At 57.2% G+C, this 20671-nt stretch carries 20 protein-coding genes and 1 pseudogene; 4 read left to right on the top strand and 17 right to left on the bottom strand.

Annotation, left to right across the window (positions count from 1 at the left end):
• The first annotated feature begins 64 nt into the window (after positions 1-64).
• On the top strand, positions 65-484 hold the full coding sequence (locus ACI2KG_RS10575; RefSeq protein ID WP_404661843.1) for an SMI1/KNR4 family protein: 420 nt from the start codon (positions 65-67) through the stop codon (positions 482-484).
• A gap of 75 nt (positions 485-559) precedes the next feature.
• A complete protein-coding gene (locus ACI2KG_RS10570) occupies positions 560-1003 on the top strand; it encodes an SMI1/KNR4 family protein (RefSeq protein ID WP_404661842.1) in 444 nt (147 codons plus the stop codon).
• A 667-nt stretch (positions 1004-1670) separates the two neighbouring features.
• Here ACI2KG_RS10570 and ACI2KG_RS10565 read toward each other — a convergent pair.
• The 5 genes from ACI2KG_RS10565 to ACI2KG_RS10545 all read right to left on the bottom strand — a co-directional run bounded on the left by ACI2KG_RS10565 (position 1671) and on the right by ACI2KG_RS10545 (position 4665).
• Positions 1671-2030: a cupin domain-containing protein gene (locus ACI2KG_RS10565; protein WP_404661841.1), complete on the bottom strand. Its 360-nt coding sequence runs from the start codon at positions 2028-2030 to the stop codon at positions 1671-1673.
• Positions 2027-2620 carry a GNAT family N-acetyltransferase gene (locus ACI2KG_RS10560; protein WP_404661840.1) on the bottom strand — a complete coding sequence of 198 codons (594 nt, stop codon included), beginning with the start codon at positions 2618-2620 and terminating at the stop codon, positions 2027-2029. Before ACI2KG_RS10560 ends, ACI2KG_RS10565 begins: the two co-directional genes overlap by 4 nt.
• Before the next feature lie 182 nt (positions 2621-2802).
• Positions 2803-3489 carry an anti-sigma factor domain-containing protein gene (locus ACI2KG_RS10555; protein WP_404661839.1) on the bottom strand — a complete coding sequence of 229 codons (687 nt, stop codon included), beginning with the start codon at positions 3487-3489 and terminating at the stop codon, positions 2803-2805.
• Positions 3486-4034 (bottom strand): sigma-70 family RNA polymerase sigma factor, encoded by a 549-nt coding sequence (locus tag ACI2KG_RS10550; protein ID WP_404661838.1) that lies wholly within the window; start codon positions 4032-4034, stop codon positions 3486-3488. Before ACI2KG_RS10550 ends, ACI2KG_RS10555 begins: the two co-directional genes overlap by 4 nt.
• Positions 4035-4137: 103 nt before the next feature.
• On the bottom strand, positions 4138-4665 hold the full coding sequence (locus ACI2KG_RS10545; protein ID WP_404661837.1) for a DUF3455 domain-containing protein: 528 nt from the start codon (positions 4663-4665) through the stop codon (positions 4138-4140).
• Positions 4666-5072: 407 nt separating this feature from the next.
• On the opposite strand from ACI2KG_RS10545, the gene ACI2KG_RS10540 reads away from it, so the two are divergent.
• Positions 5073-5465, top strand: coding sequence for a GFA family protein (locus ACI2KG_RS10540; protein ID WP_404661836.1), 393 nt, complete (start codon positions 5073-5075; stop codon positions 5463-5465).
• 42 nt (positions 5466-5507) lie between these two features.
• On the opposite strand, the gene ACI2KG_RS10535 is transcribed toward ACI2KG_RS10540, so the two are convergent.
• Positions 5508-6344: a PhzF family phenazine biosynthesis protein gene (locus ACI2KG_RS10535; protein ID WP_404661835.1), complete on the bottom strand. Its 837-nt coding sequence runs from the start codon at positions 6342-6344 to the stop codon at positions 5508-5510.
• Between the two features lie 170 nt (positions 6345-6514).
• Here ACI2KG_RS10535 and ACI2KG_RS10530 point away from each other — a divergent pair.
• Positions 6515-6667 (top strand): annotated as a pseudogene (locus tag ACI2KG_RS10530) (AraC family transcriptional regulator); the annotation flags it as partial.
• Between the two features lie 556 nt (positions 6668-7223).
• On the opposite strand, the gene ACI2KG_RS10525 reads toward ACI2KG_RS10530, so the two are convergent.
• The 11 genes from ACI2KG_RS10525 to ACI2KG_RS10475 all read right to left on the bottom strand — a co-directional run bounded on the left by ACI2KG_RS10525 (position 7224) and on the right by ACI2KG_RS10475 (position 20552).
• Positions 7224-8210, bottom strand: a complete 987-nt coding sequence (locus ACI2KG_RS10525; protein ID WP_404661834.1) for a ComEC/Rec2 family competence protein — start codon at positions 8208-8210, stop codon at positions 7224-7226.
• Entirely contained in the window at positions 8210-8893 is a 684-nt protein-coding gene (locus tag ACI2KG_RS10520; RefSeq protein ID WP_404661833.1) for a hypothetical protein, read from the bottom strand. Before ACI2KG_RS10520 ends, ACI2KG_RS10525 begins: the two co-directional genes overlap by 1 nt.
• 1 nt (position 8894) lies before the next feature.
• Complete coding sequence (locus ACI2KG_RS10515; RefSeq protein ID WP_404661832.1) at positions 8895-10958, bottom strand: ATP-binding protein; 2064 nt, start codon at positions 10956-10958, stop codon at positions 8895-8897.
• Complete coding sequence (locus ACI2KG_RS10510; RefSeq protein ID WP_404661831.1) at positions 10951-12324, bottom strand: N-6 DNA methylase; 1374 nt, start codon at positions 12322-12324, stop codon at positions 10951-10953. The genes ACI2KG_RS10515 and ACI2KG_RS10510 overlap by 8 nt, the downstream gene beginning before the upstream one ends.
• Positions 12325-12679: 355 nt before the next feature.
• A complete protein-coding gene (locus ACI2KG_RS10505) occupies positions 12680-13474 on the bottom strand; it encodes a DNA adenine methylase (RefSeq protein WP_404661830.1) in 795 nt (264 codons plus the stop codon).
• 151 nt (positions 13475-13625) lie between these two features.
• On the bottom strand, positions 13626-14180 hold the full coding sequence (locus ACI2KG_RS10500) for a lysis protein (protein WP_404661829.1): 555 nt from the start codon (positions 14178-14180) through the stop codon (positions 13626-13628).
• Complete coding sequence (locus tag ACI2KG_RS10495; protein WP_404661828.1) at positions 14180-14749, bottom strand: glycoside hydrolase family 19 protein; 570 nt, start codon at positions 14747-14749, stop codon at positions 14180-14182. Before ACI2KG_RS10495 ends, ACI2KG_RS10500 begins: the two co-directional genes overlap by 1 nt.
• A gap of 37 nt (positions 14750-14786) precedes the next feature.
• Positions 14787-15830, bottom strand: coding sequence for a phage late control D family protein (locus tag ACI2KG_RS10490; RefSeq protein ID WP_404661827.1), 1044 nt, complete (start codon positions 15828-15830; stop codon positions 14787-14789).
• A gap of 59 nt (positions 15831-15889) precedes the next feature.
• Positions 15890-16096 (bottom strand): tail protein X, encoded by a 207-nt coding sequence (locus tag ACI2KG_RS10485; protein WP_404661826.1) that lies wholly within the window; start codon positions 16094-16096, stop codon positions 15890-15892.
• Complete coding sequence (locus ACI2KG_RS10480) at positions 16071-16916, bottom strand: phage tail protein (protein ID WP_404661825.1); 846 nt, start codon at positions 16914-16916, stop codon at positions 16071-16073. The genes ACI2KG_RS10485 and ACI2KG_RS10480 overlap by 26 nt, the downstream gene beginning before the upstream one ends.
• 9 nt (positions 16917-16925) lie before the next feature.
• Positions 16926-20552, bottom strand: coding sequence for a phage tail tape measure protein (locus tag ACI2KG_RS10475; RefSeq protein ID WP_404661824.1), 3627 nt, complete (start codon positions 20550-20552; stop codon positions 16926-16928).
• Between the last annotated feature and the right edge of the window lie 119 nt (positions 20553-20671).

The raw sequence follows: 20671 nt of genomic DNA, 5'->3' as shown, positions 1-20671 counted from the left end.
GGCGATTGGGCGCCTACGTGCACCCCGTGGCCAAATACCAACGTCCGAAAAAAGGAGCCCCTTGTTGAAACTCATCGACTGCAGCACGCCACTGAGTGACGGGGAACTCGCGCGCTTCGCGGCCTTGTTCGACGACAAGCTGCCCGAGACGTTCCTGCGCTTCTATCGGCAGCACAACGGCGGTTATCTGCGCGAAGAAGGCGAAGAGCCCGACCCGAGCGGTATCCACTCGTTCATCCCTGCCACCCGTGGTGACAACCCGATCGAGGCGTTGCACCAGACCTTCGCCGAAGGCTTCGCGCATCTGGTTGAGTTCGTACCTTTCGCCGCCGACAGGTATGGCAACTGCTACCTGCTCTCGCTGCGCGACCAGGACCACGGGCATGTCTACCTGCACCTGCTCGACGGTGACGAGCTGGTCCATATAGCCGACTCCTTCGCCGAGCTGATCGATGATCTGCAGCAGCGTGCTGGCGCAGCCTAGGCTGAGGCGCAAGCGACGCGTTTCAGCGCGCCATTTGAACAAGTACATTCGCGAACTCGACACAGGAGGCGGCGGATGACCACCACCCTCGAAGCCCTCATGCAAGGCGCCAACTACACTTCGATACCACCTGCGCCTTCGCCACTAGATGCCTCGCTGCCGGCAGACCTGCAGGCGTTCTATCGCAAGTACGGCCAGACCACCTTCTACCCCGGCGCGCCCTACAGCTTCACCATTCAGCAGGCCGACCAGCTGGAGCGAGCCGACCTCCATGTAGTGGGCGAGGACATCGGCGACGAGTTGTCCGAGTACTGGTATGTGATTGCCACCTGCGACGACCAGGCCATCTCCATCGACCTGCGCCCCGGTGAAACGTTTGGCCATTGCTACGACTCGATCTGGGACAGCTACCCGACCGCCGGTGACACGACCCTGGTGGCCCACTCCTTTACCGAGCTGCTGCAGAAAATCGTTGCCGACAGCGGCCGTAGTCTGTTCTGGATCGACGGCCACCACTGAGCCGCGGGCCTAGCCGGCAGCCAGCTCCACCACCTGCCCGGCGTTGACCCGCCCGGTCCACACGGCAAGCGCTGTTTCGGATCGGTTAGGCACCGTTCTTGATGACCAGGAAATGGCATGAGTACGACCTTGAATTTGAGGACGGAACCCTGGTAGCCATTCGCTGCAATAACCAGCCAGGCCCGCTACTTTTCGACCCTACGCAGTACATCGACGAGGTCTAGGAAAACACGCATGGCGCAGAATCTAGTTCAGTTCTATCAGAGGTACAGGCAGATATTGTGGCTTTTGCAGCCGAGTATCGTGCGCAGCACGCCGCCATTCCCAAGCACTACCCGTGTAGCTTGGAGACGAAAATGCTGGTCTGTGGGCCGAGTTCTTCATGGACTACGTTGACTGCGGGTGCATCAATCGGTAGGAGCGCGTTCTGGTTGAAGTGCTCCTCGAAGGGCCGTTTCTGGCCGTTTGCTGCCCTCCACGAACGTCCGCTTTGGGTCGAAAGCAGTCGGTCGTGAGCGTCTGCGATCGGCCCATAGCGGACGATGCATGCCTGGATTTTGAGCGGTGTCGGGTGGACTCGTCGCGAAATTTCCAGCGCCCACCAGATCGAGCGTCCCCAGCAGGCAAACTGCCCTTGCGCTGCGCTCGATGAAACGCGACCCCGGCTCTAGTTCGCGGGCAAGAGGATCACGAAGTTCTTTTTCATGTCTTCCAGTACGGTCCACTTGCCCTTTGCGCCCGGTTCGATGATGAACGTGTCACCAGCGGCGAGTGTGATGGGGGCACACCCCTCAAGCTCGATGACGCAGCGTCCACTCAGGACATGGCAGAACTCCCACACTTTGTAGTCGATGCGCCAGGCGCCGGTGCTGGCTTCCCATTCGCCGGAAATACGGCCTTGCTGTTCATCGTGATAGTACTTGGACGTCAGCGTATGCGGGGTGCCTTCCACGACCTCTTCAAAAAAAGGAAGGTCGCGCACCGGCTGGATATCCAGTTCGCGAAATACGGTCAGTTTCTGGTTCATGGCTTTTTCTCGAGCACGTTGTGGATTGGGCGATACATCAAATAGGCTTCACCGGTTACACCCAGCATCGGGTGCGGAACGATCTGGCAGGTTTTTACAATTTGAAAACCGTGGCGTTCGTAGAAGCGGCGTGCACCGTGGTTTTCTGCATAATCGATCAGGCATAGCCCATTCAGGCCAGCGTCCTCGGCGCGCTGCTGGGCGTGGCGAAGAAACTGGGCGCCCAGCCCCTGGCTGCGCCAGGCTTCATCCAGGGCCAGGCTGGATATGTACAAGGTGTCGGGTATTTCCATGTCGGAATAAGGTGCGAGGACCGGGTCTGTCTCGACAGGCCTGTCTGGGGACTCGTGCAAGGCATAGCTATGCATCATGCCGATGACGCGCCCTTCGACAGTGGCCATCAGGCAGTTCTTGTAGGAGAAATCGCCCTGCTCCCTGGCATAGCGAGATGCGCCGACACTGAGCAATGCTTCTCCAGGTGCGGCTAGCTTGCTCCATATGTAATCGGCCATGCCCTCCGATGTCAGTTGAAAGAAGCGCGCAATATCGTGCGCGTCCGAGGCTTGAGCGGGCCTGAAGTCGATAGGCATGTACTGTGCTCCGATGGGATCGGCTGGTCGGTTTTCAAGGATTGCGCCTTGGACAAGCGTGGTAGGGTAAGCGGATTGAACGGTTCCCACCTTGCTCTGCGCGACTCCGTCAGCACGGGGTGCGACGCGGCCCCATGCTCATAATATCTATCGCCCCCTGTCGGCCAGTGCTTGTTTTTGGGTCATATCACTTTTACCGCCCGGCCAATGAACTTCACCGGCCCAGTCGGTAGCCCGGTAGGCGAACCGCCGGATCTCTCCAAGGTCAGCTCGAACAACTGATTGGCCTCCAGCGGTGGCAGGCCTTGTAGCGGTACACGATAGGGCTCACCGGGTTTGACCAGCCCCAGCGAAACCGGTGCGCGCCACTGCTCACCCTTGGTCCAGAACTGCAGGGCCATGCCTTCGGGGACTGCATCCTTGCCAAGCGGGATCAGCTCGATCATACGGCTGTCGCTGGTCTGCACCACCCAGCCAGGGGCCTGGCTGCTCGGCGCCACGAGCACTACCACGAATTGAGTGGTGGGCGCAGGTGTCGTAAGCAACATGAACGCCAGCAACACGCTTGCGGCTAGCCCCCCAGCACTCAGAGCCTGCCACAGACCGAGGCGTTGCCACCCTTTGACTGAGGGTGTGGCCAGTTCATTCAGGCTGCGCTGGATACGGCCCCACAGGCGGGCGCTCGGTGGCTGTGCAGGCGCCAGCGCGGTCAGCTCCAGCAGGCGAGCCTCCCAGGCATCCACTGCGGCGCGCAAGGCCGGGTCGGTGCTCAGGCGCTCGGTCACGGCGGCGTATTGCTCTGGCGACAACGTCCCTAATACGAACTCGCCGGCGAGCGCGTCCAGTGCTTCGGCAGCATCCGGGTTCATTCCAGACACTCCCGCAACGCCTTGAGGCTGCGCTTGATCCAGGCCTTGACGGTGCCCAAGGGGGCACCCAACCGCCCGGCGATTTCGGCGTGGCTGCAGCCGTCCACATAGGCGTGCAGGATGCAACGCTGTGGTGCGGGCTGCAATTGTTCGAGACAACGGTAGATTTTCGCCGAGCCTGACCAGAGGTCAAAATCATCGAGCCCCGCGTGCACTGCTGTAGAGGTATCAATATCGGCGTCCTCCAGCACGGTTTCACGGCGCGTATCGCGGATTGTATTCAGCGCCAGGTGGCGGGTGATGCTGTAGATCCAGCCCCGAGCCGAGCCGCGCGCCGGGTCGAAGGAGGCAGCGCGGGTCCAGATGCGAATCATCGCATCGTGGACGATATCTTCGGCGGTGGCATCATCACGTGCAATGCGCCGGGCAACACCCAGCAGGCGTGCACCTTCGTGATCGTACAGCGCCTGAAGGGCTCGCCTGTCGCCCTGTGCGCAGGCCTGCAGGCAACGGTGGAAGTCGAAGTGGGTGACTGGCGCGTCCAACGTGTGCGGCTTCCTTGTTCTGTGCAAGGTACCCCGGCCATCCAGCCGGGGGCTTGCCAACGAGCGTAGATCAACGATTGCCAGGTGTCTGCTCAAGCGCCCTTCACTTGGCTGTCCAGAACACATAGTCGGCCTGGTACTGCACGACCTGCTGTGTACCTTTGTTTTGCGCCGTGCAGTCGCTTGCCGGCGCTACACCGCCGCGGGTGGCCAGGCGCTGAATGTAGCTGACGCCTTGCATGGCGCCCTTGCCTTCGGCCGGGTTGGCTTTGACCAGTTGATACGGCAGCGCGCCTTTGTCTGCCGGCGCCACCGCCAACTGAGTGCCGGTTACTTTCGACCCATCCTTGGCCTGCCAGGTGGCAGGCGGGCCGAAGTAGTCGCCCACCTGTTTTCCGGCACGGTCATTGAGCACGGCCTTGGGGCCGACGAAAGTCCATTCGGTTTGGCCGGGGGTATTGGCCTTGTCTCGGCACTCGTAGGTGATCTGGCCGACGCCGACGGTCTCAAGCAAGACGCGATGGCCATCGGGGACCTTGATCGTATCGGGCAGCGCGGCTTGGGCGTGTGCGGGCTGCAGGGCCAGGGCGAGGCTGCAGGTGAGCAGGCAGACGGAGGTTTTGAGGCTCATGGGGAGTGCTCCTGACAGGTCAGTTGGATGGGCAGTCAAAGGCTGCCCATTAGCAATACCCGCCAACGGGGGAATTGGATGCACTGGATGGGAAAAAGAATGTCGCCCAGATTTTGCCGATAGTCGGCGGCACAACCGGCCGCTTGCGACCCATTGCGGACGCTGAGCGATAGCGAGTTTCATAAGTGCGACGCGCACCCTGTGGGAGCGGGTTCACCCGCGAAGCAGGCGACGCGGTGAATGGCACCGGCTTTGCCGGTGTTCGCGGGTGAACCCGCTCCCACAAAGTCCGCTGTAAGACGCAATGTCCGCAAGGGGTCGCTGGCGACCAACCTCAACCACTCCCCCAGTCGACTGGCCAAGCCAGTCCAGTTACCCTGCCCTTTTCCACCTGCACGGAAGCACCAGTGAAAGAGGCCTACCAAGGAAGCTGCCTGTGCGCAGCGGTCAGTTACCTGCTGCTCACCCCGCCCAAGGCCGTGAGCCATTGCCACTGCAGCCAGTGCCGCAAAAGCCATGGCGCCGCGTTTGCCTCGTATGGCAGCGTGCCCCGCAACAGCCTGCGAATACTTCGCGGCGCCAGCAACATCAAGGCTTTTGCGTCTTCGCCAACGGTCATGCGCGAGTTCTGCGCAGAATGCGGCTCAAGCCTGTTCTGGTCCCAATCGCAAGGCGAGTTTACCGACTGGGTGTCCATAGCGCTGGGCACACTGGACACTCCCTTCTTGCCCAAGAAGCAAAAACATCTGCACCTCGAGTGCGCTGCACCCTGGCACGTCCCCAGCGCCTCCTGCTCCTGAGGCAAAGGGCAGGTGCAAGCCTGAAGGTTTATGTAGCAACCTTCAGAAATCAACCTGCCCGGACACACACGGCTGCACAGCCCCGCCCACCCAGACAACCCCACCAACTTTTTCGATATACAGCCGCCCCCGCCGCCCCAGCGCGGTACCTTGGCTGGCGGTATAGCGCTCACTCAGCACACCCGCCCCGGTCAGCCACTGCGCCAGGCTGGCATTGAGGCTTCCAGTGACAGCGTCCTCGTTGCACTCCTCGCCCATGAAGGCCCTGACTTCCACGTCCGCCTCAGCGGCGCCCCCAACCCACGGCGCGATAACACCGACATTCAGCCCGCGCAGCGCCGGGTAATCGGGCTTGATCGCCAGCACTTCCTCACGACTGGCCAGCAACACGCCCGCCCAACCCGGGCCATTGTCTACCCATTGGCTGGCCTGCACCTGGCCGGGCGCCAAGCCCAGCCCCCGCTCGATCAGCTCCAGCGTCGTGGCATCCAGTGGCCCGCTACGCACCAACGGTGGTGCCGAAAACGCCAAGTGTGCGCCTTGCCTGCGTATGCGAATCAAGCCCGCCGAGCACTCTTGAACAATCTCGGCAAGATCGGGATTGCCGTTCTGCCCCAGCCATACCTTGCAGCTTCCCAAGGTGGGGTGGCCTGCAAACGGCAGCTCACGCAGCGGTGTGAAAATGCGTACGCGGTAATGCGCTTCAGGGGTTGAAGGCTTCAGCAGAAAGGTGGTTTCACTGAGTTGTGTCCAGCAGGCAAGCGCCTGCATCTGCTCGGCAGTCAGCCGATCGGCATTCACAACCACCGCCAGCGCGTTGCCTTCGTAGCGGCGCTCGGCAAAGACATCGACTTGTTCGAACTGCAAAGAAAGTGGCATTGAACATCCTTGAATGATTGAGGCAGCCCGATTCACCCGCGCGCACCGACAAAACCGGTGCCATCCACGCTATGGTAAGGGCAATCGCCAATAGAGCAATCACGGCTAGGCGCCTTGATAGCTGAACAACGGATGCTAGCGCTCACCGCACCTTCCGCAGACTCCGTTCGTTGACTGACTCACAGCACAGCCCCGCTTACGCCAAACGGTTCGAAACCGTGCTTGCCTACATCGACAGCCACCTTGAAAGCGACCTGTCGCTAACGGCCCTGAGCCGCATCGCCAACTTCTCGGCGTTTCACTTGCACCGGCAGTTCAAAGCCAACCATCACCGGGCCGGACGTGGGGCTGGGCATATTGGTAGACTATGGCCATTTCCTAATCCACCCGGCGCCGGGCGACCGCGCCGGGTATCAGATATGTGCCCCAGATGCCCCTAGAATCTGCTGTAAACCCATGTGCGGAACCATCACGCCGCTTCAGCGTTGCACCCATGATGGATTGGGCATGTTTTTTCTACAGGGCCCTGAATTCGCAGCATTCAGCAGTAAGCTTCATAGCTGGTACCATTTTTGTACCATCCATGTAGCGCCTTCTTCTCGAAAATTGGAAAGAACAGATCACCTCACATTGCAAGGTAACGGGCACTACATCAAAAGCCTGCTCTTGAGGTCCTCACGCTTTGCGGGTCGCAGTCGAGAGATCGTGAAGCCATTCTCGACACCACGAACCTCGTCTCACAGCATGTCGTAAAATCGATCCTCAGGGGCGTGACACCAGCACGACGGATCATCTGGCCGGCATTCCATCTGCAATCCTGTACGACTTATCCCAACGGCAGGAAAACCAATACGGATGGGCTAAGAGACACTACTACTCTCAAGTTTTTTTGACACAAAGTGAGTTAGGCAAGCCGCCAACAAAATTCTGATGTGCGGCTGCAACAACGTCATTCAGTTTCTGAGTACTCATGTCAATCTCAACTGTCCCAGCGCAAAAAAGGCTATCTTCACTGCCTGCTGAATAGCTACTGGGACGATAGTCATCCCTCGCCATCTGTCTTTCACAGCATGTCTTGGATAGTTGAGTACAGAGAATATTAACAGTTGGAATCAGACGCAATGCAGAACTAACAATTTCTGGATTGGGATTATTAAACTTAACCCGCCCATTCGAAAAAATAATGGACTCCGGCTTCACAGCCCCCAACAAATCAGTCGTAAAAGAATCCGCCGCTCCCTCGCCTGGCAATCCGCCATGGTGAGGGAAAATCAGATACTTAGCGTTCACATCAACTGAATGCTTGAGTACCTGATCTAAAGCAATTCGATCCATATCCCCTGTGAGCAGAGCTAACGGCTCACCTTTAAACATAACTCGAAGCACGATACTTACAGAGTTACTAGTTAACTTACGACTATCTTTCGGGAGCGTTTGCCCAGGACCTGACAATACCATCGCAGGGGACGGGGAAACAACCTGCAGATGGAGATCATCTGTGACTTCACACCACTGATATGGACTACAGGAACTTATCCCATTCTCAACCAGTAACTGATCATTGCGCATCTGGTCATCTATCAAATACCGCACATCCTCCCAGAGCATTGAAGTTTTGATCGAATCAGGATTAATGATTAGTTTTTTTACTGAATATTTAGGGTTGGATAGAAGATTTATCAACCCAGCCAAATGATCAGCATCGGTATGCGAGATAACAACCAAGTCAAGCTGAGTCAGGTCCGCTTGATCCAGAAAGCGTTGAAGGTGGGTTTTACCGGCAGTATCGATAACCACGACCCTACCGGCGTCTGCCAACACCGCCGCGTTCCCATGACCCACATCAATGATCGTTAATGTCGACATCAAACCAGATTCCAGTCCTTGATATATAGATCCCTTGAGGTCTCTACCTCGAGATTCACAATAGCCTTACAGCGAAAAACATCCCCTGACTTAAAAGCCTGGAGCACATTCTTATAAATCACACCATCTGCCTTGGTTATGTCAACCTCGACAAGACTCTGCGAATCCCAGCCAGGAATTACTACAGCAACTCGAACGGCATCATTAGTCTGCAGTACGATATTTTCGAATCGTATCAGCGTCGGCCAAGGCTTTCTAGAGGTACTGTACTGCCCCGCAAACTCTTTGATGCACACTTCGAAAGCGCTTCTAACGTTGTCTGAATTCAGATCTCGAGCATCTAGGACGCATGGAATCGAATGACGCAACCTACGCACTGACGATACGTTGTCAACGTCTCTGGAGCACAGCACCGCAGGACTCTTTTTCCCGTATAGAGCAGATACAATTACATCTCCATTCACCGGAGAGTACTTCCGACTATTGAGATTAAGATCGCACACAAAACCATCTGCCGAGTTTATTTGCGAAAGCAAAGCTTGGACACTTTTCACAACTTCAACTTCTTCAGTGGCGACATTCATATCTTCGAGACTAAATTCGTATAATCCTCGAATATCAGGATCATCATCCAAGAGTAAAATTCTAGATATTTCACGATCATGAATTTTTATAGCATGCATTTTACTGCCCCACCACCGGCAAATTAATTACAAATTCCGCACCACCAAGCGCTCCATTAGGTACAGCCTCTATCCTTCCTCCGAGGTCTTTAACCGTATCACGCACGATGGTGAGTCCAAGCCCTGTCCCATCGGGATCAGATGAAATACCTGGCAACCATATTTCTGATATGTTTTGTTGTACTATCCCCGGCCCAGAATCAGAGACAGAGATAATGCAATTCTCACCATCCGTTCGCGTTTCGATCACAATCACCCGCTGGTCGGTGCCGCCTCTACGAAATGCATTCAACGCGTTATTGAGCAAGTTAGTGAATATCGACTCTAGAGCTGCCTCTGAGCATCTCAAATAAGGATTGGACGGGCATAGCTCGAGCTTCAGCACAGTGTCCCGCGCCTCATAGAAGGGGCGCATCATCACCTCAATTTGCTTGGCGACGGCGTTTATGTCTACTCTACCCACTCTCCGCTTATTAACGCGCACGAGACTCAAAGTCGCAGAGCTCAGGGTCGACAAAGCATCCAGCGCCTTGCGTATTTTCTTTATTAAAGCCATAACTGTAGCGCGCTTATCCTCTGGAGCATAAGCATTGAGGCGAACCTCAATCGCGGTTGTTGCCAGTTCTATGGCCTTCAATGGATTACCATGGGATTCATGCGCGAATGTTGCAGCTGTAATGCCCGCGGTACTCAATGTACGATAAAGCTGAATTTCTTTTTTAAGATTATCAGCCTCTCGATCACGAGTTTTAGCATATTGATTGAAAGCAGCATTAATTCTTCCCCTCATACGCGCAGGGACTTCCTGAATTAAGTCGCTGACCTTTTCTTTTTCTTTCACCGCGACCGAGGGCACCTTGTTCCGCTCAGCCTGGCGCCTTCTTTCCGCATGATAGAGACGCCATCTCGCCATCCACTCAAGGCTCTCGACCGCAAAATCTTTCAATTCAGAAAAGCATTCATCCGCAATATAACCAGAACGGTCAGTCTTTTGAGTAAGAACATATCGACCTTTGTTACTCAGGGATATCCTACCGATAGAGTTATTTGTACTTGGACGCTCCTCCGGATTTTGAGTGCGTATGAGATTTATTCCAAGCCAGTCATCCCCTGCCCCACCATAAGGCGAAACTCGCACGCCATCTTGATATACGTGAACACCACCAAAATGACGCAACCATTCTTTTACATCCCCGATATTTACTGATTTACCGGAAACAAAGCTCTCTTTTTTCAGTAGAAAGGCCCAAAAATCCAATTTGCATTTAGGCGCTTTGAATAGTGGAGCACTTTTTTTGTTTCGAATATCGTCATGCTCCCCCTTGTGAAGCACCTTCCCTTGCCAATCAAGAATCTCAGCTGTAGCTCGCCCATTTTCATCGACACTGGCTGAAAGATGATATTCAGAAGACTCGAAATATTTGAGTCTAAGGAGCTTCTCCACCTCAGCAAATTCCGGTGCTTTTAGTTCAACCTTAAAGCCTGAAACTTTGTCCTCAAAAGGATCCGTCAGCATCAATACAATACGGGCTAACTTTTTAAGATCCTCACTGCGTATGGCTGATCTTAACCCAGTTAGCTCTGTCCGTGTGCCTGCAGGCCTACCGGATCTAATTTCTTCAATTTTAAGGTCTACGTCTTCAACTGTATCCGCAATATCGAAAGCATCCCAATTGACCTTCAATACGCTCGTAACACCTTTATCACCAACTGTAGACTCAAGATTTACATTCCGCCCCATTCGTAAAGCAGCGAGACGCCCCAGCCCTTTACTACCAGAAGGTGTACGACCCAAAACTGTAGTTTGATGACTGTTCTTACTTGACTTCCCTAAAACCAGCCAAGAGTCTTTGATATTAGAGCTAGTCATGCCGTTACCATCGTCAGTTACAACGATTTTGCCACCCGGCAGCCCAGTATCTGTTAGCTCGACCACGCACGTTGTTGCATCCGCGTCATACGAGTTCTTAATCAACTCCAATATGCTTTGATCGGCACCTTGGTTCAGCTCTTCGCCAAGCCTAACTAAAATATTTGGAGAAAATCTAAAATGCACACTACTCATAGCGCTCCCTGACGATGTCTATATCCGCTAGGACTTTAGTAGTTAAATGTCGGCATCGACTAACTGCATTCAACCATTCATTAATTCGCGGGTCTTTTAAGTCATCCATTAGTACTAAGCAGCTTCGAATATCCCGATTTCTCGGACTAATAATCAGAAGATGATTTTCCACAGCAAGGGGTTCACAGCCCTGGACTAGCGAAGGTACCAAGCGATTTCTATCGCTTGGGCTCGAGGTTCTTCTAACGACGACAAATGGTGGCGAGTAGAGGGTACCCGAGAAATTTATTTCTGGCAGTTCAGCCACCGTTGAGAATGGCGGAGCTTCTTGCGTAGTCAAATACGGCACTCGCAAGCCTTGATCTTTCAGTCTGTGCGGGACTACAGGACCAACTCGTACCTCAAACAGATCCTTGAGTTTGACAAAAGCCGAGGAATCATTCCCAACCACAGATTGCCATATATCAGCATGACTATCTATGGACCGCGCCCCGACGATGACCGATAACAAAAACACGTCAACATCCACGCTCTTAGAAAAACGCCCGTACACATCTAGTGCAGTGATTGAAGATTCTGCCTCAACTAAATTACGCCACTTATTGTAACGAGTACCGCAGCGAAGAACATCCGGAAGTACTGCGGCAATTTTTTGCCCAGACTTACCAACATGCAGCGCCTGAGCAACAAACACACCTGCTTGCTGAGTCTTTCCAGTACTCCAACTTATATCTTGAGACGCCACTATATGACCGAAAGGCGGATTCGCCACTATGCAATCAAAATCCGAGCCAAGGGCGGTACCAAGATAATCACCAACATGAAAGAAAGAAAAAAATTGAAGATACGCATTAAGCTCAGACTTAGATATTTCGTGCACGCCATGACGCTGACACGCCAAAGCCACTAACCGAAGCTTTGCTGCCAGAATAAAGCTTTCATTTAAATCACACCCTCCAAACCGCCCCCCCCAAAATTCGACAGTATCTTTCAAGCATTTTTTTGTGGGGAAGCGCTTAGCAACGGCTAGCAGTAAATTTCCTGCACCACAAGATGGATCAAAAAAGGAGGCGCCCGCATTTATATCACCGGACAGAGACAGAGCTATCTTCTCAGCAATTTGATCACCCGTGAAAAATATCCCTTGGCTAGCCCGAATACTATGGGGTATTAGCTCTTCCGCGGCACATGTAACATTCATATCAACAACGTTCACTATTGAACGCCTTTCAATATGGGGACCACTATTAGTACCGGCAACTAACAGCCCTTGCATCATTTCCACAAATGGAGAGTACTTATCGCTAGCGACCTCATGCAGACTTTTTGGCTTTTCAAGCCGACTGGCAACGGTATCTTCATTCAAGTTCAACAAGGCCACATAGTCCCGCAGTTACATTATTTATCTTACTTGGAAATACATTTGTAAGCGGCAAGCACCCATCGACTGACCTACCAATCGAAACTGTCTACTTCCCACCACAACCCAAGCATTCATTGGAGCTAAAAACAGGAATGATATACCAATCTGGAGATGAACGCGGGCGAAGGTCCTGCTAAGGCGATGAATGCTAGACGGACGCGGACAGGATGTCACTATGCCACCATAAAATTCAAGCCAGTAACTCAACCGTTTCTGTGAGAACCGAGCCTAGCAAGCCAACGCCCGACGACTTCTCAAGGCACCTACAGCCACGTCAAAGCACTGGACCTGGACATCCTCAGAACAGGCTACCTAATGACGCCGGCTGCCAGTTCATGATCACCAGCTCCCCTGTTATCTCCGCCTTGCTCTGACGCTGGTTCGTGTTGCTGTATCGGATATCTAGGCACTCGAAATGGAAACCCTCAAATGCCCGTCGGATGTCTGGATGGTCGTTGATGCTTACCATCACCCTGCCCTTGCAGCGCCGCATGAAGTCAGCCATGCGCTCGTACTCCTCGTACCGGAAATCTACGCCGTAGCCGGCGGTCTGCCAGTAGGGCGGGTCCATGTAGAAGAAGGTGTGTGCCCGATCATACCGCTCAGCGCAGGCGAGCCAGGATAGGTTTTCGACGTAGGTACCGGCGAGACGCTGCCACGCAGCGGATAGATTCTCCTCAATACGCAGGAGGTTGATGGCCGGACCAGTGGTAGCGGTACCGAATGTTTGCCCCGTGACCTTGCCACCGAACGCATGTTGCTGCAGATAGAAGAACCTGGCAGCGCGCTGGATATCAGTCAGAGTTTCAGGGCGGGTCATCTTCTGCCACTCGAAAATCTGCCGGGAGCTCAGCGCCCATTTGAACTGGCGCACGAACTCTTCCAAGTGGTTCTGCACAACGCGATAGAGGGTGACCAGGTCACCGTTGAGATCGTTCAGCACCTCCACCGAAGCGGGCTGGGGGCGCATGAAAAACAACGCGGCACCACCGGCGAAGACTTCGACGTAGCACTCATGAGGGGGAAAGAGAGGGATCAAGCGGTCGGCCAGGCGGCGTTTGCCACCCATCCAGGGAATAATAGGAGAGGTCATAGGTATGCAAGTCTTTACTGTATGGATAAACAGGTGTTAGGCTCGCCGCGCTTTGTGCACAAGGCAGAGGCTACGGCTGGACTTGCAGGAAGGGTCTGCGGGTTCGGCGGGCCGGGCTGGATGTTGACGCATCTACCCGGCTCGCCTCTTTTCATTTGGTGACTTCGCGGACGTAGGCCTGGCAGGCCTGCAGTGCGATCAGTCCTCGATCACCGGTGTCGGTGATGCCGATAGTTCGTTGAGCATGCGCTGGGTCAAGTCGGGCGCGTACGGCGCCATGAACCACGCCTCCGGTGCAGGCGGCTTCTCGCATCCCACCGTCACCACCCGTGGCGGCAAAGGCTCCGGAGTCGACAAGGACTGACAGCCGCAAGTCAGCAGTAGCCAGCCTGTCACGCAGGCGATCTTGAATCTGTTGTGCATCGTTCATTTCCTTCCAATGTGTTTTGCCCTGCTCCTGCAGGCGATCTTCCAGGGCTTGTCGCTGGCTGTTCTGCTCCGCAAACTGCTTCAGGGCCGCAGCTGCAGCCTCCTCACGTTCTCGACCGTGAGCCCGATCACTGTCCGCCAGTTGCTGGGCATAACCTGCAGCCTGTTCAGCCAACTGCTTTCCGTACTCGCTGGCCTGCCACACCCAGGCCCCTCGCCCGCCGGCATAGAGCCCGACCGCAACAGCCAGAAGCGCGATACGCCAGTTCAGCGGCATTACTGCAACACCTCAAGCGCGCGTTTGTAGAGCGCCTGGCGATCCTTCAACCCATTCAGGCCGCCATTGATACGGCGCGTGATCAGCTCGAACACCGAGTCATCGGCCTGCAGCACCTTGTCAGCCAGGGTGTTAAGCCCCGCTCGCTGCCAGTACCAGCCGGCCGACAGTGAGGCGTAGACGGGCTGCTCGAGCAGGTCGGGGGTATTGAGCAAGCGGCTGTCACCGAACAGCGCTTCGCTGCAGGCCTCGTAGTTGTCGCGGCCGGTGATCTGGATAAGTCCACGGCCACGGTACCGCTGGCCATCGCCATCAGCCGCCGGGGTGTTGCCGAGGCGCTCCGCCAGCCGTCCGGTATCGTACTTGGCGAGGTAGGCATCGTTACCGAGCTCTCGCACATACAGCAGTTGGCCCGATTCATGGCCGACTTGCGCAAGGAACGCAGCCATACGTCGAGGGGTGACGATCGAGTACTTGCCCATTGTTGCGTTGAGGCCGGGAACGAAAACGCCGGCTTTGCGGCCGGCGTTGGGGAGGATCTGTTGCAACTGTTGAACTGAGATAGCCATTGGACTCTCCAGTGATGGCCGTATGAGGCCATTGGGGTTAGAGCTGCTCAATCTTGAGCGGCTTGTCGTCTTTCTTTTTCTTGCCAGAGGCCTTGGCCTTGCCCTTCTTACCGCCGTTGCACTCCACGGTCGTGGTCCACCCGCTGGCCGTGAACACTTGCTCCACGCTTTCCACCAGGTACTCGCCATCGAGCCCGACCTTGAAACCCTGGGCATTCACTGAGCACTCAGCGAACAGGTCGTGCCGGCCCGCCATCTCCAGGCGCACACCGGCTGTGCTGCGGTTGAACGCGGCCAGCCGCGCCTTGGCGGCCTGCCTGGCTGCAGTCTCGTTGGGGTAGATATGGCGGTCGGTGTGAACTGGGGGCAGGCCGTCTGGCGATTCTTCGTTGTCCAGCTGGACCACCTTCAAAGCGCCGGTCTTCTGGTCCTGGTGCTGGGTTTTCACTGCCTTCTGCGTACTGCGGTCACTTAGCCGGAACTGATAGCGGGACAATTCCGTCTTGTTGACACTGATGACCTGCAGTGACTTGCCCGAAGTGCTTTTCCCGCCCTGCCGGGGCATCACCAGCAACTTGCCCTGGGCGACCTTGGCGGTGCTGTCGTACTGCCGAGCCAGGCGCGTGACAAAGTTGAAATCCGATTCGTTGCGCTGATCGATCCGCTCGACCTTCGTCGTGACCGGGCAAACCACCTCCCAGCCGTTGCGCTTGGCAATTTCAGCGACGATCTCGGACAGCGGCACATTCTCCCAACTGCCGCTACGGATGGTCTTACCGCTGCCACGCATGTCGCTGGCCTTGCCGCGAATGGTCAGCTCATCAGGCGGACCGGATAACTGAACCTCGTCCACGGTGTAGGCGCCCATGCGTTTGAGTGGCTGGCCCTCGTAACCCAGCATGACCTCCACCACCCCTCCCCGCGCTGGCAGCGCCACTGCCTGGTCGCGGTCGTCAATACGCAGCTCAAATTCGTCCGACTCCATGCCAGGCTTGTCCGAGATCCGCAGCAGCAGAAGGCGGTCATTGATCAGCGCGGTGATGTCCTTGCGGTCCGCGATGATTCGATACGTTGGTTTCATGCAAACTCCAGATACAAGAAACCCCGCACTGGGCGGGGCTTCGCTTAAGTAACACCGGGTCAGTCGAACAACTGCAGCAGCTCAACGGCCGGCGCCGACAGATCGGGCAGCAATATCAACAGGCCGGCGCGGTACGGCTGTGCCTCCCTAGCTAAATCCGGGTTGGCATCGAGCACTACCTCGACCGTGCCATTGAGATTTCCATAATGATGCTGACAGATTACATCGAGCAGATCCCCGTCAGACGTTCTGCAGATCGTTGCCATAGCTCACAAACTCCAGGTTGAAGCCCTGTTTACGGGGGATACCACCTGCCAGCAGGTGGCTTTGCTCCTCTTCGATACTGACCAGGCACCAATCGCCCAGCACCTCGCCGTAACCCGTAACCAGCTTCAGTGCCTGTAGGTTGCGACCGATGCTACGCAGCACGCTCAGTTGCTTGATGCCGCCTTTGTGGTGCGGGAAGATCGCACCCTTGAGCGTGATCTTTTCCTCCCCCAACCCCACTGCCTGCTGGGCCACGCTTCGACGCAAACGCTCTTGACCAGCCCAACGGAACGACGTCTGACGACGCAGCTCGTCAAAGGCGGCCGTGCTCAGGTTGAAGTAATACGGCTGCTTTTTCGGATCGTGTGGCTGGATGATCAGCAGGTGCGGGTAAGGCGCGACCGCTTCAGGTAGCGGAGTGGCCGCCCCCAACAGACTGCCGGTCGGCAGCACGTTGGAAAGCGACGGGCTAACCAACCCCGCCACCCGGCCAGCCTGAGCAGTGACTTTCGCTGCCATCTGCTTGAACGTGCCGAGCCGCTCCTGCACCTGAGCGGCGCCGGTCACTGCTCGACTATACATCGACGCCACTTGCCCCACCTGAGACTGCGCCACGTTGATACTGCGCACGATCCGGCCAAGCTTGGCGCCCGCCTCAGGCCCCACGAATGAAATGTTTTCCAGCTCCGACGCGGCACCCGTGATGCTGCCGACCGCGCTATTGAGTGGGGACAGCATGCCGTCCACCCCCTTGCGACCGGCCTCACCCGCTGAAACCAGCCCGGACAGGGAGGACTCCAGCTGCTCCATGTAGGCCATAGGCCCTCCTTAAACATGCGGTTGATCGAACAGTTGAGCCGAAGTCATGCGCGCTGATGCTTCGCGCTGCCATGCCTCAAACAGCTGACGCAGCGGCGACTCGATTTCACGGACAACCTGCGACGGGTCTTTCACATCGCCCTGCACATCAATCTTGATGTTTGGCGAGAACGAAAACGCCTGATCCACCTTCGGCGCCGATACCGCCCCAGGCGCAGCCGCTTTGGCTGGTTGAGGCACTTCGGGCATCCGAGGTGGCACTGGTGCCGACTTGGCCACCATGTCACGCACCACATCACCGAAACCGACCGGCAAGGTTGCCAACTGGGGGGCAGCTGCCGGGGACATACCATCAGCGGCGGGCCTACGCTCGCGGCTGTCGATCATCACAGGCACCGGTGCCGATTTAGCCGGCACCTCGCGCACCGTTTCGCCCAGCTTCACCGGCGGCGTTGCCGGTTGCGATTGAGCTTGCGGTGGCACCAGGCCTGCACCCGGGAAGCGCACCTTGTTGGCCGTCAACGCCGGCAGCAGGTACGGGTCCTTGGACTCGGGGTCACGCGGGTCATACGACACCGCAGGTTCGGTCGGCGCAGGTGTAGCCACGGATTGCACTGAGCTTCCCAACTTCGGTGCTTCCTGCAGCACAGGTTCAGGCACAGGGTCAGGTTGCGCCGCCGGCCGCACCAGCGGCGCACCTGGGAAGCGCACCTTGTTTGCCGTCAATGCCGGTACCAGATACGGATCCCTGGACGTCGGGTCGAGCGGGTCATACGACACTTCAGGCTCAACCGGGGTCGGAGTGGCCACGGCTTTTACCGTGTCGCCCAACCTCGGCAGTTCCTGCAGCGCCCGCCTCGGTTCAGGCTCGGTAACTGTCTCAGTTTGTGCCGGAGCCGAAACGGTCAGTGCGCGCAACGTATTACCCAGCTTCGCCGGCGGTTCCTGCTCGTTCGGCTCGACCTCAGGTTGAGGTTCGGGCTGCGCCGGTGGCCGCACCAGAGGCGCACCTGGGAAACGGACTTTGTTGGCCGTCAGCGCGGGCACCAGGTACGGATCTTTAGACGCCGGGCCTAGCGATTCATAGGATACCTCAGGCTTGGCTGGCACCGAGGCTGGCACGTTGCGCACCGTGTCACCTAGTGCCGGTACCGGCGCTACGAGAGCAGCCTTCGGCACTGCTGGTAACGGGGCCGAGGTACCAACCTTGGGGTTTGGGTTGTCCTTCTGCGCCGGTGCCAGGGTTACGCGCACCGCCTCCCCAGGCGCCGGTGGACTTTCCGATTTCTCCTTGCCCCTGGGCTCGGGCTGTTCGTCGCCGAACCAGCGCTTGCCCAACCACCCGCCAAGCGACTCGCCACCCATACTACCGAGTACAGCGCCTACTGCGCCGCCGATTGCAGTACCTATGACCGGCACCACCGAGCCGATGGCCGCTCCAGCAGCCGCGCCTGCGAGTGTTCCTGCAAGACTGCCAGCTGCACCACCGTACCCCTCTGCCTTCTCATCTTGAGAACTGGCATTCATTGCGACATCGATCGCAGCGGCACCGGCGTCCACCACATTCCCACCAGGCAGTCGCTTGGCAAGACGCGTAACGCCACGCACCGAGCGAGCAACCCTGCCTAACTCTTCTACCCCGGTCACCACCTTCGGCGCAGCAGCTGGAATAGCCGGCTTCACCAGTGGCGACTTGGGCGCCTCAACCTTCATCCCGGGCCGGGCTGGGGGCGCTTGCCTAGCCTCTCGTCTGCGAGCCCGACGCCGGCTTCTACGACTCCCCCGGGCAGGTGCTGCAGGCGCGCTGTTTGTGACGCTACTGCCGATCCCGCTGAATGCATCGGTATTGACCACGAACACCCGCTGCGTGTCATCCCTGCCTGCTAGCGAGTCGTTCGCAGGCGCCGCATCCGTCGGCGTTGCTCCAAACACCTTACCCAGCAGGCCAAGGCCGGTATCGACCACTTTGCTGCCCGTCTTAGGCAGCTCAATGGGCGTACGATCGCCACGCCCTGCCCGGCCGGCCATCCTCTCCAGGCCTCGACCTCGCGCGAGGTTCAACACACCACGCCCGATCTTGAACGCGCTGGACGCAGTCTTGAGTGCGAGGATGGCCGCCACGGTGCCGGTAATGCCCGCGACGACAGCCGGGAAGCTGTCAGACAGCGAGGTGATGCCACGGGCGACCGCTGTCAGGCCTTTCGCCGCCATATCAGTTGCAGGACGGATAGCGTCGCCAATGCTGCGCATTGCGTCGTCAGCCGCCTGGACCGTCTCGGCCCACTGCTGCGCCGAGGTTTCACGGCGCTCGGCCAGGTTTTTGTCGAGGATGCCCGAAGCCTTTTGCGAGTCGGCCTTGAGTTCCTCATACAGCCCCCTGTTCTGCCCATAAGCAGTGAGCGCCGCCTTGACCTGCATGTCGGCGAAGATGTCGCCGGTACGCAGGGTCTTTTCCAGAGCGTCAAGTGCAGCCTTGGCTTTTCCGGGGTCGACTTCCTTGTCGATCTTAGCCTTGGCCGCCTCGATCTTCTTAGCCTTCGCGGGGTCGGTCGCCTCAACGTACTTCATGGCCAGGGCCATGGACGCCTCGATAACGTTCATGCCCTTCTGCAGGCCGGTGTTCAGCGAGGACTGGTAATCAATGCCCGCGTCCTTGTAAGCCTTGACCACGTCGCCGGCGCCGATTTTCTCCATCCAGTTCTTGAAGTTGTTCGCCGCTTCGTCCGAGCTGCCGGCGGTCTTCATCTGGACTTGCAGCATCGAGCCGAGCGAGGTCACCGCGTCTAGCCCGGTGATCCCGTTTTTCTCCATGCCGGCCAGCAGTTGCGGGAACCACTTGGCCATGTCGCTGGCTTCGAAGCTGCCCGCCTGGCCTTGGTAGGCAATAGCCTCCAACGCCTGCTGCATGACCTTCGGGTCGTTGATTTTGGCGTTTTGCTGCAGCGCCTGGATCATCGACGCAGTGTCGACACCCGAAGATCCCTGGCCAATCGCGAACTTGGCCGCGACCGGCGCATAGGACAGCGCCTTGTCCAGCTCCATGCCGGCGCCGACCAACTGGTTGACCAGGTCAGCCACATCATTGCGTGACATCCCTGTGTCTTTCGCTGTGTCGATCACCGTCCGGGTAAGCTGCCGCTCCTCCGGCTTGTTGACGATGTCGGCCTTGATCGCAATGTCACGGATGACCGCTTGATAGTTCGCGCTGATCATAGTCGGCACTGCGGCCATTCCCGTGGCAACCACAGCCTGGCCAATGTTCGACTTCAGCGAGGCCTTGCCCGCCTGCAGCTGCTGGTGACCCTTGAGTTGCAGATCGGCGCTCTTCGCCTCACGCCCCAGCCGCTGATACTCGCGGCTTAGGCGACCAACCTCGACGCCCTGCTTGCGCAAGGCATCCAGATTGCTGTCCAGCTTGCGGAGCAGCTTGTCTGCACCTGCCGCGCCGCTGTCGTGCGCACGCTTCCACTCTTCGCGCAGCTTGATGGTTTCGCCAATGGTGCTCTTCAGCACCTTGGCCCTGTCGCCTTTGGCCTCCAGTTTCTGGATGCCGTTCTCGACCGTCTTGAACGCTGCGCCTACCGATGAGGCGACAGCCCCCCCGATCACCAGCGATAACGCTAGCCTGCTTGCCATCGGTGCCCCCTTTGCAAGCTCAATCCGTAAGCCACCAGACCATGTCCGCGTAGGACATGGTGAGGATCTCTGCGGCGGAGAAATTCAACTCAGCCGCAAGTCGCTTGGCAGCTTGCTTC

This window comes from Pseudomonas sp. NPDC089407 (genome assembly GCF_044900445.1).
Lineage (GTDB): Bacteria > Pseudomonadota > Gammaproteobacteria > Pseudomonadales > Pseudomonadaceae > Aquipseudomonas.
The sequence above is the reverse complement of the archived record's forward strand: the minus strand, read 5'-3'. Positions and strand labels throughout refer to the sequence as shown.

Excerpts from the sequence above, each read along its gene's own strand:
- ACI2KG_RS10570 (WP_404661842.1), top strand. The coding sequence starts at position 560 with ATGACCACCACCCTCGAAGCCCTCATGCAAGGCGCCAACTACACTTCG.
- ACI2KG_RS10565 (WP_404661841.1), bottom strand. The coding sequence starts at position 2,030 with ATGAACCAGAAACTGACCGTATTTCGCGAACTGGATATCCAGCCGGTG.
- ACI2KG_RS10560 (WP_404661840.1), bottom strand. The coding sequence starts at position 2,620 with ATGCCTATCGACTTCAGGCCCGCTCAAGCCTCGGACGCGCACGATATT.
- ACI2KG_RS10555 (WP_404661839.1), bottom strand. The coding sequence starts at position 3,489 with ATGAACCCGGATGCTGCCGAAGCACTGGACGCGCTCGCCGGCGAGTTC.
- ACI2KG_RS10545 (WP_404661837.1), bottom strand. The coding sequence starts at position 4,665 with ATGAGCCTCAAAACCTCCGTCTGCCTGCTCACCTGCAGCCTCGCCCTG.
- ACI2KG_RS10535 (WP_404661835.1), bottom strand. The coding sequence starts at position 6,344 with ATGCCACTTTCTTTGCAGTTCGAACAAGTCGATGTCTTTGCCGAGCGC.
- ACI2KG_RS10525 (WP_404661834.1), bottom strand. The coding sequence starts at position 8,210 with ATGTCGACATTAACGATCATTGATGTGGGTCATGGGAACGCGGCGGTG.
- ACI2KG_RS10520 (WP_404661833.1), bottom strand. The coding sequence starts at position 8,893 with ATGCATGCTATAAAAATTCATGATCGTGAAATATCTAGAATTTTACTC.
- ACI2KG_RS10515 (WP_404661832.1), bottom strand. The coding sequence starts at position 10,958 with ATGAGTAGTGTGCATTTTAGATTTTCTCCAAATATTTTAGTTAGGCTT.
- ACI2KG_RS10505 (WP_404661830.1), bottom strand. The coding sequence starts at position 13,474 with ATGACCTCTCCTATTATTCCCTGGATGGGTGGCAAACGCCGCCTGGCC.
- ACI2KG_RS10500 (WP_404661829.1), bottom strand. The coding sequence starts at position 14,180 with ATGCCGCTGAACTGGCGTATCGCGCTTCTGGCTGTTGCGGTCGGGCTC.
- ACI2KG_RS10495 (WP_404661828.1), bottom strand. The coding sequence starts at position 14,749 with ATGGCTATCTCAGTTCAACAGTTGCAACAGATCCTCCCCAACGCCGGC.
- ACI2KG_RS10490 (WP_404661827.1), bottom strand. The coding sequence starts at position 15,830 with ATGAAACCAACGTATCGAATCATCGCGGACCGCAAGGACATCACCGCG.
- ACI2KG_RS10485 (WP_404661826.1), bottom strand. The coding sequence starts at position 16,096 with ATGGCAACGATCTGCAGAACGTCTGACGGGGATCTGCTCGATGTAATC.
- ACI2KG_RS10480 (WP_404661825.1), bottom strand. The coding sequence starts at position 16,916 with ATGGCCTACATGGAGCAGCTGGAGTCCTCCCTGTCCGGGCTGGTTTCA.
- ACI2KG_RS10475 (WP_404661824.1), bottom strand. The coding sequence starts at position 20,552 with ATGGCAAGCAGGCTAGCGTTATCGCTGGTGATCGGGGGGGCTGTCGCC.